Below are 17,643 nucleotides of genomic sequence, written 5' to 3'. Positions count from 1 at the left end.
TAATAGCGCGCTTATTGCTTACTTACGGCCAGAGCCCGGGCTTTGCCAGGCAGCGTTTTATGGCGCTCCTTGCCCAAGGCCGCCAGCGGCTCGGGTACCCAATGGTGGCGGCCACCGGCGCGCTCATCGTTAAACTCGGTGGGAATGTTGTGCGCAGCAGTGCGCTCATTCCAGGTGAGGTGCTGGGTGCCCTCATCGGTGCGCAGCATCGTAATACACTCGTCCACTGGGCAAACCAGCGAACAAAGATTGCAGCCCACGCAGTTTTCCTCGATGATGGCAGGGGTGCGCGTGCCAGCTTGCAGACGGATGGCCTGGTGCGCGCCATCTTCGCAGGCGGTGTAGCAAAGCTGGCAGCCGATGCACTTGTCGGGGTTGATGCTGGCCTTTACTTGATACTTGAGGTTCAGCTCATTCCAGGGTTTTACGTTGGGTAGGGCTTTACCCACAAAGTCATCAATTCGGTTAAATCCCTTCTCGACCATGTATTGCTCTAGCCCGCTCACCATCTCGCGGATAATGCCGAAGCCAAAGTGCATAGCCGCCGTGCACACCTGCACCGAACTAGCGCCTAGCAAGATGTGCTCTACCGCATCGCGCCAGTTTTCGATGCCCCCAATGCCCGAAATGGGCAACTTGATATGGGGATGCTGCGCGCAATTTTTCAGCATATTGAGGGCGATGGGCTTCACAGCCGGGCCGCAGTAGCCGCCGTTGGTGCCTTGGCCATCCACGATGGGGTAGGGAGAATACTGGTCCAAATCAACCCCCACAATGCTTTGAATAGTGTTTATCAAGGAGATGGCATTAGCCCCCGCGCGCCGCGCCGCCATGGCGGGCTCGGTAATATCCGTGATATTAGGCGTCAGTTTCACAATAACGGGCGTGGTGGCCACCTCCATCACCCACTCCACAATGGTTTGCAGCACCTTAGGCTCCTGCCCCACCGCCGAGCCCATGCCGCGCTCGCACATACCGTGCGGGCAGCCAAAGTTCAGTTCTAGCCCATCGGCCCCAGCATCCTCCGCTGCTCGAATTATCTCGTGCCACTCTTGCCGGCTCCCTACCATAAGCGAAGCAATAACGGCGTGGGCGGGAAACCGCTTTTTCACCTCATAAATCTCGCGCAAATTATCGGCCAACGGCCGGTCCGAAATCAGCTCAATATTATTGAAGCCAATCAGCCGCTTATCGCGGTAATTCACCCCGCCGTAGCGGCTCGACACGTTCACGACGGGTACGCCCAGCGTCTTCCACACCGCGCCGCCCCAGCCCGCATCAAAGGCTTTCATTACTTGGTAGCCAGAATTGGTAGGCGGCGCCGAGGCCAACCAGAACGGATTGGGTGACTTAATACCGGCAAAATTGATGGAGAGGTCGGGCATAGCACTTGAACAAATAGGCAATTTTACTTACTCAAAAAAGCATGAATTCCGCGCGCTGCTACTTTAGCTTCAGCCGCAGCATTTACTACTTCGGCCCCACCGTTGCGAGCATCACCCGAAGTGAAATAGCGCGGGTTAGTCGTTTGGCCCGAGTGGGCATTGGCCACAATGCGGCCCCTCCCATCCATTTCTAACCCCGGAATCAGGCGCAAGAAATCCAGTTGCTTAGCCTGGCCGGTAGCTTTAATTACCATATCGCAAGGCACTATAAACTCTGAACCAGGCACCTCGCTCACTTGCCCATTTACGGTAGCCGTACGCACAAATCGCACCCCTTCCACTACCTCCACTCCCACTACTTCTACGGGCGCCACGTTGAACAATCCTTTCACGCCTACCCCCTTTGCCAGGTCGTACTCAAATGCGTAGGCACCCATTTCGTCTTTGCTGCGGCGATAGGCGAGCGTTACTACTTCGGCGCCCAGGCGGGCAGCTTCGGAGGCGGCATCCATGGCAGTATTGCCGCCGCCTAGCACCACTACCCGTGGCCCTACTGCGATGGCTTGGTGAACTTCTCGCAGTTCCGCAATAAATTCTACCGCGCCCACGCAGTTTGGCAAGTTTTCGCCTGGCAAGCCCAAGCCTGACGTTTTGCCTAAGCCAATACCCAAAAATATGGCGTCGTACTGTGCTTCTAATTCATTGATTTCCGGCAAGGAAGTAATAGGCGAATTATACTTGACCTCGTAGCCAAACTGCCCTTGCAAATACGCCATTTCGGCTAGCGCCTCTTCGTTGGTGATTTTGTAAGGAGCTACCCCATATACCGTCAGCCCCGAAGGCTGCGATTTTGCTTCAAATATTGTTACCTCGTAGCCTAGCGACCGCAATTCGCAAGCACAGGAAATACCCGCTGGCCCAGCGCCGATGACGGCTACTCGGCCGCCATTTGGTGGCCCAGGCCCAAAGAGTTTTTTATTCGCCGCAATTACCTTAGTAGTGGCGTAGCTCTGCAGGCGACCAATTTCTATTGGCTTCACTTCTTGAAGGTTATACACGCAAGCACCTTCACAAAGCACTTCCGTCGGGCACACTTTGCCGCAGGCATTACCGAAGTAATTTGCCTCGTAAATAGTGCGCGCGGCACCCGTATCATTCCCCGTATTTATCTGCCGAATAAACTGCGGAATATCAATACCCGACGGGCAAGCTGTAATACACGGTGCATCGAAGCAAAATAAGCAGCGCGAGCTTTCATACAGCGCTTCGTTGCGGCTCATTAGTGGCTTGAGCTGCGCAAAGTTTTCCGCAAATTCCTGCTCAGTAGTAGGGGTAGAATATTCGGCCATAAACTAATGTTTGACAAAACGTAATGACTGTCCTCGTGAGTAGTGCAAAGCAATTGTCCCAAACAGTTTGGCAGAACGAAATGAAACCAAGAGTTTCGTTCTAATGCGACTGCTTCGCGCTACTCACTGTGCCAGGCGATTTAGCTTACTTTCTACAATTCTACCAATTTTTCGTACGTCTCGGGGCGCCGGTCGCGGAAAAACTGCCAGGTAGCGCGCACCTCGTCAATCATGTCAAGGTCGAATTCGGCTATCAACAATTCATCCTTGTCCTCGCTAGCCTGGCTAATTATTTGGCCGCGCGGGTCTACGAAATAAGAAGTGCCGTAGAAGCGCCCCAAATTCCAGGGTTTTTCCTCCCCTACCCGGTTAATGCAGCCCATAAAATAGCCATTGGCCGCAGCGTGCGCCGGTTGCTCGAGCTTCCAGAGGTACTGCGAAAGACCGGCTACTGTGGCCGACGGATTGTACACAATTTCGGCCCCATTGAGACCAAGCACTCGGGCGCCATCGGGGAAATGCCGGTCGTAGCAGATATACACGCCCACCTTGGCGTACATAGTTTGAAATACGGGGTAGCCTAAATTACCGGGCTTAAAAAAGAATTTCTCCCAAAATCCATTCGTGTGCGGAATATGGTTTTTGCGATACTTGCCCAGGTACGTGCCATCGGCATCAATAACGGCCGCCGTGTTGTAAAGTACGCCCGCCGATTCGCGCTCGTACACGGGCACAATCATGACCATTTGATATTTCTTGGCATATTCGGCCATGCGCTCGGTGGTAGGGCCAGGTACCGCTTCGGCCGACGCATACCATTTGCTATCCTGGCCAGGACAGAAATACGGAGTGCTGAAAATTTCTTGCAAACACAAAATCTGCACTCCCTGGCGCCCAGCTTCCTCAATCAAGGGGATGTGCTTTTGCACCATCGCTTCCTTGATTTCGTCCATAGTGCCTTCGCCTTCGGTCATTGGCAAACTCATTTGAATGAGGCCGGATTTAATTATTCTGGGCATGATGAGTAGGGTAAATTAATGAAGCAAGAAATTTTCAAAACCAAGTACTTATTGCGGGACGCAACTGCCGGCCAATGCCGGTTATTCTTCCATAATATCCTCGTTCCAGAGCGTTGGCTCGGCTTCGATAAATTCATTCATCATATCCACGCACTCCGCTAAATCGAGGTCAATTACTTCGACCCCGTGGCTTTCCATAAATTCGCGGGCTCCGTCGAAGGTGCGCGATTCGCCCACAATGACTTTCGGAATCTTGAATTGCACGATGGTGCCAGCACACATGTAACACGGCATCAACGTACTGTAAATCACCGTATCACGATAAGTTTTTTGCCGACCAGCATTAGTTAGGCAATCCATTTCGCCGTGCTTGATGGCTGAGTCTTCCTGCACGCGCTTGTTGTGGCCCCGGGCCACCAGTTTACCAGCGCGCACCAATACTGAGCCAATCGGAATGCCACCTTGCGAACGCCCTAAACGCGCTTCGTCGATGGCCGCTTGCATAAATTCATCCATACTAAACAAGTTATAAAAGTGGGTTAAAGCTACCCGCTTTCAAGTTAAAGAGAAATTAGGCTGGCAGGTGTTTTTGGTGAAGTATTAGGTAACTCAAAATCAACGTTACACCGCTTACGCGTCACTTCTCTGCTAAATTTTTGAAGCAGCTTAGCCTATAGGATGGGGGTAGGGCTCCAGTAGTTCAACGCTACGAAATGCCCTGTTCATCGCTTTCTAGGCAGTAAGTATAGGCAATTAGAAAACCGGTTTATCGCGCTTAATAAACCGCCCGTATCCTTTGGCCACTTTCGTTTCACCAGCATCTACTGCTACTTGGCCGCGCAATAATACCGTGTCAATTTTGCCGGTCAATTCCCAGCCTTCGTAGGCTGAATAATCGCAATTCATGTGATGGGTTTCGGCCGAAATGGCATGCTTTTTTTGCGGGTCAAAAATTACCAGGTCGGCGTCGGCGCCAATGCTAATGGTGCCTTTGCGCGGGAACATACCGAATATTTTGGCGGCATTTGTAGAAGTGACTTCCACGAATTTTTGTGGTGTAATTCGCCCCTTATTTACACCCTCCGAAAACAATAATTCCATGCGGTGCTCCACAGCAGGATGGCCGTTTGGAATCTTGGCAAAGTCGTCTTTACCCAATAATTTCTGTTCCCACATAAAGGGGCAATGGTCAGTGCCGACTACTTGCACGAGGCCCTGGTTGAGGCCCGCCCAGAGGGTAGCCTGGTCTTTCTTTTCGCGTAGCGGCGGCGACATTACCCACTTAGCGCCTTCGGCCTCGTTTTCGTAAAGCGAGGCATCAAGCAACAGGTATTGAATGCACGTTTCGACTAATACGCGCTGATTGCGCTGGGTAGCGCGGCGCACTTGGTTTAGCGCGCCTTCGCACGTGAGGTGCACGATATAGGCATTGACACCCGTGTAGTTAGCAATATCGGCGAAGCGGCCCGAGGCCTCGGCCTCCGTCACTTCGGGCTGCGAACGGTAGTGGTAGAGCGGGGCGAGCTGGCCCTGCGCCCGGTGCTGGGCCACGAGCGTATCAATCATATCGCCGTTGGTGGCATGGACGGTTACGAGGCCGCCATATTTCCTGACTTCCTGCATTAAGCCCACCAGCTGCGCGTCGTCAATCATGAGCGCGCCTTTGTAAGCCATGAAGGTTTTGAAGGACGTGATGCCTTCGGCAATCATTTCCTGAATTTCCTCTTTGGTATCAGGATTAAAGTCGGTGACGGCCATGTGGAAAGAATAGTCACCTAGGGCGTTTCCGGTGGCGCGCCCGCTCCACTCCTCAAATGCCGAGCGCAGCGAACCACCCTGCTTTTGCAAGATAAAATCGATAACCGTGGTGGTGCCGCCGTGCAGCGCGGCGCGGGTACCAGTCTCGTAGTCGTCGCTGCTAAAAGTACCCATAAAGGGCATCGACAAATGCACGTGCGGGTCGATACCACCGGGCACGATAAGCTTGCCGGTGCAATCAATAACCTGCGCGCCGGCCGGCTGGGGTAGGCCACGGCCGAGCCCCACGATGGTTTCGCCTTCTACTAAAATATCGCAAATACTGTCGGAGTCGGCCGTGACGACGCGGCCGGTTTGCAGAAGTACAGACATAAATTAATGGGCCCCTACCCCCTTGCTCTTAAGAAAGGCAGCCAGGCATTTTTTATTGAAACAGTAAGGCTTCTACGTTCCGCATTCGGCTTCTTGGCCGCAGAGGGGGTAGGCTAATGCGTAGCCGCATCGGCGATTTTGAGCGCCTCGGCGATAATGGCCAAACCTTCGTCTAGCTCATCTCTGGTAATGCTCAGCGGCGGGCAGATGAAAATGTAATTCCAACGCACGAAGGTGTACATACCTAACTCCTTGATTTTGGCCATTACTTGGTTCATCACGCCCATTTGGTCGGGGGTAGCATTCCAAGGCGCCAGGGGCTCTTTGGTTGCGCGGTTTTTTACGAGTTCGAGGCAGCCAAAAAGGCCGGTGTTGCGCCAGTCGCCGATGCTGGGGTGCCGCGTCATCATCTCGGCCACGCGCTGGTCGAGGTAGCGGCCCATCTCGACGGTGTTTTCGAGCAGGTTGTCTTCTTCGTAAATATCGAGCACGGCCACTGCGGCAGCGCACGACACGGGGTGCGCCGAATACGTGAGGCCAAGCGGCAAAGGCTTGTTATCAAACGATTTAGAGATAGCCTCATCGACCATGACCGCACCCAGCGGCAGGTAGCCGGCCGTAATGCCTTTGGCCATGCACATGATATCGACTTTTACGCCGTGATGGTCGGAGCCAAACCACTTGCCGGTGCGCCCAAAGCCGCTCATTACTTCGTCGGCGATGAGCAGGATGCCGTTTTTATCGCAGATTTCGCGCACGCGCTTCCAGTAGCCGGGCGGGTACTTGATGCAGCCCGAAGTACCCGATTCACCTTCCAAAATAATGGCGGCCACGCTGCCCGGGTTTTCGTAGCCGATGATGCGCTCCATGGCATCGGCGGCCCGCTGGGCGCATTCTTCGGGGGTAGTACTGTGCCAGGGGCAACGGTAGGCGTAGGGGTTTTCGACGTGCACCGTGCCGGGCATGGCCTGGCTATCGACGGCAAATTTGCGAGGGTCGCCGCCCACGCTAATGGCCCCGTAGCTGGCACCGTGAAACGATAGATAGAGCGAGACAATCTTATGCCGGCCAGTATAAATGCGGGCCAGCTTCACGGCGTTTTCGATGGCCTCGGCACCACCCAGCGTAAAAAAAGCCTTCGTGAGGTTAGCCGGGGTTATGTCGTTGAGCTTGCGACCCAGGTCGCCGCGCGCCTTGGTTATCATGCCGGGGTAGACGTAGCTCAGCTCGCGCATTTGGGCGGCCACGGCTTCGGTCACGCGCTGGTCGCCGTGGCCGATATTCACATTCATGAGTTGCGACGAGAAGTCAATATAGCGCTTGCCATCGCGGTCCCAGAGGTATACACCCTCGGCCCGCTCAGCACTGATGGGGTTCAGGCCCGCTTGCTTCGACCACGAGAAGAGGGTGTGGTCTAGGTTGTCGCGGAGAATTTGCTCCTGGTCGGTGTCGAGGGTAGGTTGCATGGCAGGTAGTTTAAATCGTTTATCAGCGCTGGTTAATTACCCTTCTTCCTACTAGCAAAAACAGCACTTAATAGTGCTTCCGGTCTACATAAATAATTCTGACCTAACGAAGCGGTAGAGATGCTTCGACAAGCGCAGCAGGACGTGCCTTATATGTGTAGAAGTCTTTTTGGCTAAGTGTCCACCTATTTTAACTCATCCAGTTTACCCGCGACTCCGGATTCCACTTCGTCGTGGTTTTCTTTAGTTGCGTCCAGAACTCGATGGAGCTTTTGCCGGTGATGTCGCAGGCGCCAAATTTTGACTCGTTCCAACCCCCAAACGAGAAGGGCTCGCGGGGCACGGGCACGCCGATGTTGATGCCAATCATGCCGGCGTTGGCGTGGTCCATAACGTAGCGGGCGCTGCTGCCGCTGGCCGTAAAAACGGCGGCAGCATTGCCATACGGGTTGGCGTTTTCGATAGCCAGCGCCTCATCCAGGGTGTTGGTGCGCATGATGGCGAGCACCGGACCAAAGACTTCCTCCTGGGCAATGCGCATGTCAGGCGTCACGTAGTCGATGACAGTGGCACCCACGTAGTAGCCCTCTTCGTGGCCGGGCACTACGGCATTGCGACCATCGAGCAAGACTTTAGCCCCGGCAGCTTCGGCCTCCGTAATGTGCTGTTCGATGCGCGCTTTGGCTTCTTTGCTGATAACAGAACCAAGGTTTTGGCCGGGGATAATTTTGCGGGCTTCCTCCACGATTTTGGCCACAATGCCATCGACGGCGCCCACGCCGACCATGGTAGAGCCAGCCATGCAGCGCTGCCCCGCACAGCCCGACATAGAAGCGGCCACGTTGGAGGCTGTCATCTCCGGATGGGCGTCGGGCAGCACCATCAGGTGGTTTTTGGCGCCACCGAGGGCTACGCAGCGCTTGAGGTTGCTGGTTGCGCGGATGTAAACCACCTTGGCGATTTTGGTCGAGCCCACGAAGGATACAGCTTGAATAGCAGGGTGGTCGCAGATGGCTTCTACGATTTCTCGGTCGCCATTCACAATGTTCAGCACGCCGTCGGGCAGGCCAGCTTCTTTCAGCAGTTCGGCAATTTTCACGGCGCTCAGCGGCACTTGCTCCGAAGGCTTCAAAATCATGGTGTTGCCGAGCACGAGGGCGTTCGGGATGGTCCAATGCGGCACCATGTTCGGGAAGTTGAAGGGGGCAATGCTCGCCACCACGCCCAGCGGCTTGCGTTCGGCGCGGGCCTCTACCCCCTTGCTCACCTCCAAGAACTCGCCTTGGATAAGCTGGGGCATGGAGCAGGCAAATTCTGTTAGTTCGATAGCTTTTTCTACCTCGGCGCGGGCCTCGTCGTACGTCTTGCCGTTTTCTTCGCGCACGAGGTCGGCCAGCGCTTTCATGTCGCGCTCCAGCAGGGTTTTGTAACGGTAAAAAATCTGCACGCGCTCCTTAATCGGCATGGCTGACCACGAAGGGAAGGCGACCTTGGCAGCCTGCACGGCTTCGTCGAGGGCCGCAGCGCTGCTCAGTGGTACAGTCGAAATAAGCTGGCCGCTCAAGGGGCTCATCACATCGAGCGTCGCGGCCGAGCTGTCCACCCCTTGGCCAGCAACGTAGTTGCGAATGGCCGGATACTTCAACGTTTGGACTTCCATGTTATCAGAGGATTAAGCGGGGCGCAAGCTAAGAGTTTTGCGGGATATTTCGCCAATCCTATAATTTTTATTTTGGCCTTCGCTACTAAGGCTCTCCCATAAAACAAAGGGCTTGGCAAAGGCGAAAAGCTATTTTAATAGCTAGGCGATTCTGCTTAAAAATAGGTGGGCCGGCGCTTCCTAGGGTAGGAAACGCCGGCCCAATCACTACTAGTAATAGTGCATAAGGGACGCTACTGCGCCCCGGACTGCCAGTTGCTAGGCTGAGCCAAAATGCTTTCTACTTCCAGTATTAGCGCGGCACTAACCAGCAAATCGTGCAGTAAAAACAGTTCCTCTAGCGAAAACAAGAACACTTGATTAGCTACCGGGCCAGGTAGGCTGAGGCACCGCGCCGTTGCATCGACTACGGATACGGCGTGGTAGGCACATCGCTCGGCTACGATGCCGCGCCACTGCTGCAGTTCGTGGGGTAGCAGGCGCAGGCCCACGTTACCAAAGTATAGGTGCAGGCAGCACTGGCCTGGGCATTGCGCAATGCAACCCAAGGTATTGTGGTGGAGGCAACGCGACATCGCTACTACGCTGGTTTAATGAAAGATGACAAGAATACTGTTGGCTTCTTATCGCAGTAAGCTTAGAGAAGGCCCCAGAAGCGTTGCCTTACTACGCAACGCCAACAGTAGCTTTATTTAGATTTATTCTAAACAGATGCAAAGATATCAAAAGGTAGCCGCACCGCAAGAGCATTATTTAGATAATTTCTAAATAATGCTCTTGCGGTGCGGCTACCTTTTGCTGAGCGTATAATCAGGTGCTAGCTTTTACGTAGCTCCCAAGCCAGTTTCACTGCTACAGCATGGCACCACTATACCTGCAATTGCAGCAGCTACATAGCTTACTAGGGGGTAGGGCCAAATGCTAAAAGAGACGCAAGCTAGTGCGTCTCTTTTTTTAGTGGGCTGAGCAGCTGGGCGGCTGATAGAAAGCGGATTTATTTCCGTCTAGCAATGGTGGCAAAATTGGAAGAGGTAGCCCAACATGCGCTAGGCTAGCCTATCCCCTACCCCTGCTTTCTACTCGAAGCCACCGCCATTGTCCTCTTTTTCCTCTTTGCGGCGCGGCTTGGCGGCTTCGCCGTCGCGGCCAAAACGGTAGCTGAAACTGAGGAAGCCTACCCGCGACTCGCGCTTATTGTAACTCACGGCGTCGAGCCCGTTGCCGTAGGCATTGAAGTTGAAGCGCAGCGTATTAAACACGTCTGAAACCCGCAGCGTGAGGCTACCCCGGTCTTGGGGCAGGAACGTATACTTGGCGGCCGCATCGACGTTGAACGACGTTTGGCGGCGACCCTGGGCCGTTACTACCGGCGAGCGATAGTTGAGCGACACCTGCAAGTCAAGCTTTTTGAGCGGCGTAATCGTCGTGTTTAGTCGGCTTGTGTACACGAAGTTGCTATTTGTGATGTCGCTGCTGGCCACGCTGCCCTGGATGATGCGCCGGAACGCCGAAGCCGTGCCATTCACCTTCCAAAACGAGGCCAGCGGGAAAGAGCCTACTAGCTCCAAGCCGTAGTTTATCTCGTCGCCCAGGTTGATGCGGCTGGTACTCGTGACCTGGTTGCCGGTAAGCGGGTCGGTGACAATCTGGCGGAAAGGCTTGATAGTCTGGCTCTCGACGCTGTAAAACACCGTAGTACTCAGCGAGGCCTTGTTGCCGAACGACTTTTGGTGGCCTAGTTCTACGAGGTCGATGTATTCGGGCAGCAGCGCGGGATTGCCCGTGTTGAAATTGAGCGGGTCGGAGCGGTCCGTAAAAGGGTTCAGCTCACCCTGGTCGGGGCGCTGCACCCGGCGCGAGTAGCTAAGTTGGGCGCGCTGGTCGCGCGGCAGTTCATAAGCCAGCGTGGCACTCGGAAATAAATTCAGGTAGCTGCGCCGAAATTCCTCGCTGGTAGTAACTTGCTGGCCGTGCGTATTTGTCTGCTCAAGACGTAACCCGCCTTGGTAGTGCAGTTTGCCGTGCTCACCGCCCAGGCTAGCGTAGGCCGCCTGAATATACTCTTGGTATAAAAAAATAGACTGTTGGTATAAAACCGGCAGGCTACTCGCAAAATCGTACGTATTATCGTAGCTGCGCCAAGTACTCTTGGCGCCCGTTTCAAGGCGACCTTTTTCGCCCAGCGGCTGCGTAAAATCAACCTGCGCTGCGCCCTGGTTGAGGCGCGTCGTAAAGTTTTGCTGTTGCGTAGCCAAGGCGCCATCGCCCAAATATTGCAGACCAGAAGCAATGGCAGTAGCGCCGCGCAAGGGCGTGTATACTGCGCTGGCGGTTAGCTCGCTGCCGGGCCGGGCGGGCCAAATGCGGCGGTAGTCGAGCGTAATATCAGCCGAGTTGCTGTGGCCGGTGGTAGCATTCTGGCGGTCGCTAGTGCCCACGTACACGGGTTGGCCCAGCGTGCGGTCGTTTTGGCGCGAGTGCAGCGTTTCATCCGCCGCATTTTGGTTGAAGCGCGGCTGCACAGCCAGGGTAAGGGTTTGGTCGGCGGGCAGGCTGTATTCGAGGCCCAGGCGCACGGCGTGCGAAGTAAGGTAAGTTTGGCCGTTGCGGTCTTGGTGCAGAAAAAGCGTGTGCGGCGTGGCCGTAGGTTGCCCGGTAGCCGGGTCGAGTACGGGCGCCACCGTCGTTTGGTCGAGGCTGCCGGTAGTAAAGCGCTGGTCGCGCCGAAAGTCGTACGAGCCAAATGCATTCAGCTTGCCCTTGCGGTAGTTGAGGGTGAGCGAACTCGTATACTTATCGCGGGTACCAGCCCCCACCGACGCCACGCCGTTGAGGCCATCGCGCTGGTTCTTCTTAAGAATAATATTGATGATGCCGCCCGCGCCGGCCGCATCGTAACGCGCCGAAGGGTTGGTAATCACCTCAATGCGGTCGATGCTGCTGGCCGGAATTTGGTCGAGGCTAGTGCCGTTGCCGCCACCCGCCGCGCCGCTGGGCTTACCGTCGATGAAGATGGTGACGCCGCTCGCCCCGCGCAGCGTCACGGCGCCGTTCTGGTCTACAGCTACCGAGGGCACATTTTGGAGCACATCGGTGGCGGTGCCGCCCACGGCGGTCAGGTCTTTCGCTACATTCACCACGCGCTTGTCGAGGTCGGCCGCTACGGTGGGGCGCTCGCCTTGTATCACTACGTCAGCCAGTTGGGTGGCCGCTGAGCGTAGGCGCAACGTACCCAGCTGGGCCAGCGGCGCGGCGCTGCTCAGGCTAAGCACGCGCCGGCCGGGGCGGTAGCCCAGCACATTGGCGCGCAGTACGTAGGTGCCCAGCTTCAGCGCGGAGAGGCCGAATGCGCCCGCTTCGGTGGTCTGGGCATCGGCCACCAGCGTCGAATCGGGGAGGTGCAGCAGCACCACGGAGGCGAAAGGTATTGGCTGGCCGGTAGCCGCATCGAGCAGCGTACCGCGCACGGCGCCGGTTTGGGCCTGAGCTAGCCGGGGCAAGGCGGCTAGCAGCAGCATCGGCAGCAAACCGCCCGCTTTTCTAACATTAAACATACAGCATCAGAATCAGCGGGTAAAGCTACCGGCCGATTCTGTGGGGATTCTGGTAGCGTACTAGAAGGGTTTTGTTCCAAGACGGGCGTAGACCCTGCACCCGCTTACACACCAGGCGTAGCGCGCTCCCACAAGAAATTCTCAAACTTCCGGCTCGCCCAGCCGTTTGGTGCAACAACCTTGTTTTGTATTTATGTTGCATCGCTACCTGCTGGCGGGCCTCCTAAGTTTGCCGGCGCTGCGCCTGGCAGCCCAGGCGTCGGCCACCTCCCCTACCCCCCCCGACACGATTAATGCCCGCGCCTTGCCCTCTGCCACCGTGGTAGGCTATGGGCAGCGGCTGCCCTTGCGGCGCACAGCGGCTGGTGTGGGCGTTATTGATAATACTGTTATCCAGCGCTTTAATGAGAACTCACTGGCTTCGGCAGTGAATACCCTGCCCGGCGTGCGGCTTGAGGAGCGAGCCACGGCCAGCTACCGCATCAGCGTGCGGGGCAGCACGTTGCGCTCGCCGTTTGGGGTGCGCAACGTGAAGCTGTATTACTTCGACATTCCGTATACGGAGGCCAACGGCACTACCCCCCTCAACCTGCTCGACCCCGCGCAGCTTGGCAGAATAGAAGTGCTGAAAGGGCCAGCGGGCAGCGTATACGGCGCCGGCACGGGGGGCGTGGTGCGCCTCGAAAACCGACGCCCGCTGCCCGGCCAAAGCCGGGCGCAGTTGGGCTACTCGGTGGGCTCGTATGGGCTGCGGCGCTTTACGGCGGCGGCCGAAGTGGCGGGCAAGGGCACCAATTATTTTCGGGCCCAGTACGCGCACCAGCAGCTAAGTGGCTACCGCCAGAACAGCGCCCTGCGCCGCGACGTGCTGGCCCTGGATGGCGAAACCGCACCCTCGGCCAAGCAAACACTGGCGGTGCATGCGCTCTATACCGACATCGACTACCAGCTGCCCGGCGGCCTTACTCGGGCGCAGTACGAGCAAGACCCACGCCAGGCGCGGCCGGGCACGGCAGCAGCCCCGGGCACAGTGGTGCAAAAGGGCGCTTACGCCTCGCAAACGGGCTTGCTAGGCATTACGCACGAGTACCGGTTTTCGGATAAATGGAGCACATTAGCCACGCTGTTTGGCCGGGCCAGCCACATTCAGACGCCGTATTTAGTTGACTTTGAGCGCGACGCCAACCTTGGCGGGGGGGGTAGGGCAGTGCTGAACTACCGCGGCGCGCTGGCTGGCCGGGTGCTGCGGGTGCAGGGCGGCGGCGAGTTTCAGGCGTCGTTTCTGGACTCGCGCAGCTACCAGAACCTGGCTGGCGCGCCCGGCCCCTTGCGCTACGACGACGAAATAACAACCCGCACGGGCTTCGTATTTGCGCAGGCCGACTACGAGCTGCCGGCCGGCTTTCTGCTCACGGCCGGCGCCAGCTACAACCGCCTGCGCTACCAGATTGCCCGCGTGTCAAGCGCCGCTACCAACCCCGATGGCTACGTGGTAACGCAGAATTTTCAGCCCAATGTGTCGCCCCGCGTGGCGCTGCTCAAGGAAATTACCAGCCAGGTTTCGGCCTACGCCAGCGTGAGCACCGGCTTTTCGCCGCCCACCGAGGCCGAATTGCGGCCCTCCGATGGCAGCATCAACCGCGACTTACAGGCCGAGCGCGGCACTAGCTACGAGGTGGGCAGCCGCGGCACGCTGCTGCACGAGCGGCTGACGTTTGACGTGGCCCTGTTCGATTTTGAGCTGCGCAACACCATCGTGTCGCGCTCGGATGCGCTGGGTACGCAGCTGTTTGCCAACTCGGGCAACACCCACCAACGCGGCGTGGAGGTGGCCGCCAGCGGCTACCTCTGGCGCCCCGTGCGCGCCAGCCGCAACACCAACGACGGGCAGCCCACCAGCACCAGCTTGCGCGCCTGGGGCAGCTATGCCTACAATCACTTTCGTTTCGGCAGCTACGAATCGGCTACGGGCCAGAGTTTTGGCGGCAACAAGCTCACCGGCACGGCGCCCCACACCCTCAGCGCTGGCCTCGATTTCAGCCAGGAGCTGGGCTTCTATTTCAGCCCTACGGTCAGCCACCAGTCGGCCCTACCCCTCAACGATGCCAACACCGACTACGCGGCCGGCTACTGGATTTTTGGCGGCCGCGCCGGCTGGCGACGTACGCTTTTCAGCAAGCTGGAAATGGACCTCTACGCGGGCGTCGATAACGTGGGTGACCGCCGCTATAGCTTGGGCAACGACCTCAATGCCTTCGGCGGGCGCTACTTCCAGCCCGCGCCGGGCCGCAATTACTACGGCGGGGCTTCGGTGGGCTGGCGCTGGTAGCGGGGGTAGGATACCGCTAGCTTTAAATAAAAAAAACCGATTGCGCAGCCATAAAAGGAAGCGGCAAAACAGCTATCTATTTTACCAATTCTTTATTAGCTGCAACTAACTGCCGAGCTAAAACGCCCTCCAACCTTCTGGGGAACGGGGCGCGTATCAACGGCAGCTACTCGTTCGCCGTACGACGGCTTAGGTTGCTTTTAGGCCTGTATTTTCCCACCCTCTCCCTTTTCTATATGAAACTTACTTTGTTCTTCGTGGCTATTCTAGCGGGTACTTTTGGCACGGCGGCGGCTCAGGCCCCCGGCAGCACAACTACCCCCCTTAAGCGCTCTACCAGCGCTCCTAAGACCGACAAAAACGTCATTATTCGCTCGGGTGGGCAAGGCCACAACAGCGGGCCCGACCCCAAAGGCAAAATCTTGGTAGCGCCTACTACCCCCGCCGCCAGCAGCCCCAAAAAATAGCCGCTCTGGCTAACAAAATTTTCTTCGTTAAGCCACCAAAAGGGGGTAGCAACGCCAAGTTGCTACCCCCTTTTGGTGGCTTAACCTTGTCTACTGACAAGCAGGTATCCCTACAGCGTAACGCCAATGCCCGGCCCAAACAGCAAAAACGGCGTACCCTTGGTGAGCAGGTAGCCCCCGCCCAAGTAGAGGGGAAATGTGAGCCGCGCTCCCGTGCGCACCGGCACCACCGAGCCCAGCACCACAATGCCGAGGTCGCGTTGCACGTCGGCGTTATTAGACAGGTTGAAGGCGTTGAGCGCCACGAAGCCCGCGCCAATGCGGTAGGGCCGCAGGCGGTTAATGCGGTCGGGGGCGTAGAAACTGAGCTGCGCCAACGTGGCCAGGCTGATGCCGCCAAAACTGTTGTACGTGGATTCGCCGGCGTATTTAGTGAGCAAGCCCGCTGGAAAACTCACGCTGATATCGAAGTTGACGTGGCGGCGCAATACCAACTCTATCTGCTGCGAGTAGCCTTTGGTGCTGTACTGCCGGGCATCGTTGCGCACGGTGATAATGATGCGGTACCAGGCGTCGAGGTCGTAGGTTTTGCGGCCCAGCAGGCTATTGAGGCTGAAATTGCCCACCTGGCAGTCGTTGCCTTGGTAGTAGGCGTAGCGCGGCGACGACTCGCCGGGGCAGACAACGAGTTGGTCCACGGTGCGCTGGTCGATGAGGTTGCCCTTGTCGTCCACCGTGCGCACGTCCATGCTCAAATATTGGCGGCCGTAGAGGTTGCCCGCCTCGTCGATGGCGTTGGTATTGAAGCTAAAAACTACGTCGGGGATGGTCTTGTCGTAAAGTACCGGCCCGTTGAGCTGGGTGGCGGGGTGCGGCCCATCGCCGTAGTTCACCTGCACAAAATTGAGCGGGTGGGGCCGCTGGGCCTCTTTCACGTTCAGGCCAAAATCGGTAGCCGTACTGCCATCAAACACTACTACGCGCTTGCGCACGCTGCTTAGCGGCACCTGCACGCGGTAGATGAGGGCTTTTTCGGAGCGCGTGGAGGAATCGGAGGGAATGATGTTGCCGCCGTCGAAGTGGTAGCGGCCCTTCAGCAGCGACTCGCCTTCGAGGCGCACGTCCACCGTTTCGCCGGGGCTGATAGTGGTGTTGCTCGACCAGTCGCCGCCGCGGTGCAGCACGCTGATGGCTGCAATGCGCGGCCGGGGCGTAATGTCAAAATTGGTGATGTACTTAGCCAGGTCGCCATCCTTAATATAGAGGTAGCCATCGGCTTGGCGGTGCGTATTATACACCCGCAACTGGCACAGCACGCGGTCGTTAGACAAATAACTGCGCGTAAAGAGCTCGGCAATGAGCGCACCGCCGGGCTCCTGCTGGGCCTCCATGCGGTAGGTGTGGCGCAGGTCGAAGTTGTGGCCGTCGTCGAGCACAAACTCGGTGCCCTGGCTGCGGCCGGCCTCGTCGTAGGTTACGTCTTTGCGGTCGGCGGTGAGGAAGCGCAGGCGGCTGGCCTTCACCGTAAAATCGAGGCGCAGGGGGGGTAGCAAATAGCTGAGGTGGCCCGCGCCGTCGAGGTGTGGGCGCTCGCTTTGGGCGCGCACCAGCACGGTGTGCGGCCCCAGCGTATTGGGCACAAGGTGCAGAAAAAGGCCGTTTTTCTCGCGGGTCAGCTTGTAGTCGATGTCCTGGTTTTTAGTCCATTCGTTGCTGACGCGCACGTTGGCCAGGTTGTTTGTGCTGATTTCAAGCACCTTCTCTTCGCCAATAAAGAGCTCGGAGCTAGTCAGGCGCACGTCGAGCGTGGTATTGGTGAGGGGTAGCAAACTCACGATTTGCTGGGCCCGTGCCGGGCGGCCCGCCGAATCGGTGGCCGGCGCAAAAGCCAGCCGCACAAACGGCGTCCCGGTGAGGTTGCGAAAGTGCAGCATGCCCCGGTACTCGCCGCCCGGCCCCGCCACCAGCGAGTCCTGCACCACAAAATCGGGCGAGGGCAGCAGGCGCGGCGCCCTACCCCCCGGCCGCAGCGGCACCAGGCGCAGCTCGGCCACCTGGTCGTCGCTGTGGTAGTAGAAGTAGAGGCGCGGCTCGCCGGCCACGGTCAGCATCTGCTCGCCCAGGCTGTAGCGCACTGTGTCGAAGGTGAGCGAGAGGCTGCGCAACAGCGGCGCGGGAGTGGGCGCCTGGGCGCGGGCCGGCGCCGCGCAACCCAACCACCAAGCCAAAATACCTATTACGTAACGCCAATAAAATACTCTCATAGGCGGCAAAGGTCCGTCAG

12 protein-coding genes are annotated in these 17,643 nt (G+C 57.4%); 2 read left to right on the top strand and 10 right to left on the bottom strand.

Translation table 11 applies throughout. From position 1 onward, the window contains the following. Nucleotides 1–11: 11 nt before the first annotated feature. The 9 genes from preA to GO988_RS02110 all read right to left on the bottom strand — a co-directional run bounded on the left by preA (nt 12) and on the right by GO988_RS02110 (nt 12,563). Nucleotides 12–1,385, bottom strand: coding sequence for an NAD-dependent dihydropyrimidine dehydrogenase subunit PreA (gene preA / locus GO988_RS02150; RefSeq protein ID WP_157561885.1), 1,374 nt, complete (start codon nt 1,383–1,385; stop codon nt 12–14). Between the two features lie 23 nt (nt 1,386–1,408). Then, a complete protein-coding gene (locus GO988_RS02145; RefSeq protein WP_157561884.1) occupies nt 1,409–2,734 on the bottom strand; it encodes an FAD-dependent oxidoreductase in 1,326 nt (441 codons plus the stop codon). A 152-nt stretch (nt 2,735–2,886) separates the two neighbouring features. Continuing rightward, entirely contained in the window at nt 2,887–3,753 is an 867-nt protein-coding gene (locus GO988_RS02140) for a nitrilase-related carbon-nitrogen hydrolase (RefSeq protein WP_232341334.1), read from the bottom strand. An 81-nt stretch (nt 3,754–3,834) separates the two neighbouring features. Continuing rightward, on the bottom strand, nt 3,835–4,269 hold the full coding sequence (locus GO988_RS02135) for a nucleoside deaminase (protein WP_157561883.1): 435 nt from the start codon (nt 4,267–4,269) through the stop codon (nt 3,835–3,837). Nucleotides 4,270–4,506: 237 nt separating this feature from the next. Beyond that, nucleotides 4,507–5,883 carry a dihydropyrimidinase gene (gene hydA, locus GO988_RS02130; protein ID WP_157561882.1) on the bottom strand — a complete coding sequence of 459 codons (1,377 nt, stop codon included), beginning with the start codon at nt 5,881–5,883 and terminating at the stop codon, nt 4,507–4,509. A gap of 113 nt (nt 5,884–5,996) precedes the next feature. Beyond that, nucleotides 5,997–7,349: an aminotransferase class III-fold pyridoxal phosphate-dependent enzyme gene (locus GO988_RS02125; protein WP_157561881.1), complete on the bottom strand. Its 1,353-nt coding sequence runs from the start codon at nt 7,347–7,349 to the stop codon at nt 5,997–5,999. 190 nt (nt 7,350–7,539) lie between these two features. Then, entirely contained in the window at nt 7,540–9,009 is a 1,470-nt protein-coding gene (locus GO988_RS02120; RefSeq protein WP_232341333.1) for a CoA-acylating methylmalonate-semialdehyde dehydrogenase, read from the bottom strand. A 233-nt stretch (nt 9,010–9,242) separates the two neighbouring features. Continuing rightward, the gene (locus GO988_RS02115; RefSeq protein ID WP_157561880.1) at nt 9,243–9,584 is read right to left on the bottom strand and encodes a hypothetical protein; all 342 of its coding nucleotides are present in this window, start codon (nt 9,582–9,584) and stop codon (nt 9,243–9,245) included. A 501-nt stretch (nt 9,585–10,085) separates the two neighbouring features. Then, nucleotides 10,086–12,563 (bottom strand): outer membrane beta-barrel family protein, encoded by a 2,478-nt coding sequence (locus GO988_RS02110; RefSeq protein WP_157561879.1) that lies wholly within the window; start codon nt 12,561–12,563, stop codon nt 10,086–10,088. A gap of 193 nt (nt 12,564–12,756) precedes the next feature. Between GO988_RS02110 and GO988_RS02105 the strand changes: the two genes are divergently transcribed. After that, nucleotides 12,757–14,892, top strand: a complete 2,136-nt coding sequence (locus GO988_RS02105; RefSeq protein WP_157561878.1) for a TonB-dependent receptor family protein — start codon at nt 12,757–12,759, stop codon at nt 14,890–14,892. A 236-nt stretch (nt 14,893–15,128) separates the two neighbouring features. Next, nucleotides 15,129–15,359 carry a hypothetical protein gene (locus tag GO988_RS02100; RefSeq protein ID WP_157561877.1) on the top strand — a complete coding sequence of 77 codons (231 nt, stop codon included), beginning with the start codon at nt 15,129–15,131 and terminating at the stop codon, nt 15,357–15,359. 110 nt (nt 15,360–15,469) lie between these two features. On the opposite strand, the gene GO988_RS02095 is transcribed toward GO988_RS02100, so the two are convergent. Then, the gene (locus tag GO988_RS02095; protein ID WP_157561876.1) at nt 15,470–17,623 is read right to left on the bottom strand and encodes a hypothetical protein; all 2,154 of its coding nucleotides are present in this window, start codon (nt 17,621–17,623) and stop codon (nt 15,470–15,472) included. Between the last annotated feature and the right edge of the window lie 20 nt (nt 17,624–17,643).

The organism is Hymenobacter ginkgonis (genome assembly GCF_009755225.1).
Taxonomy (GTDB): domain Bacteria; phylum Bacteroidota; class Bacteroidia; order Cytophagales; family Hymenobacteraceae; genus Hymenobacter; species Hymenobacter ginkgonis.
Note: the sequence above shows the minus strand (reverse complement) of the source record. Positions and strands in the feature narration are given on the sequence as shown.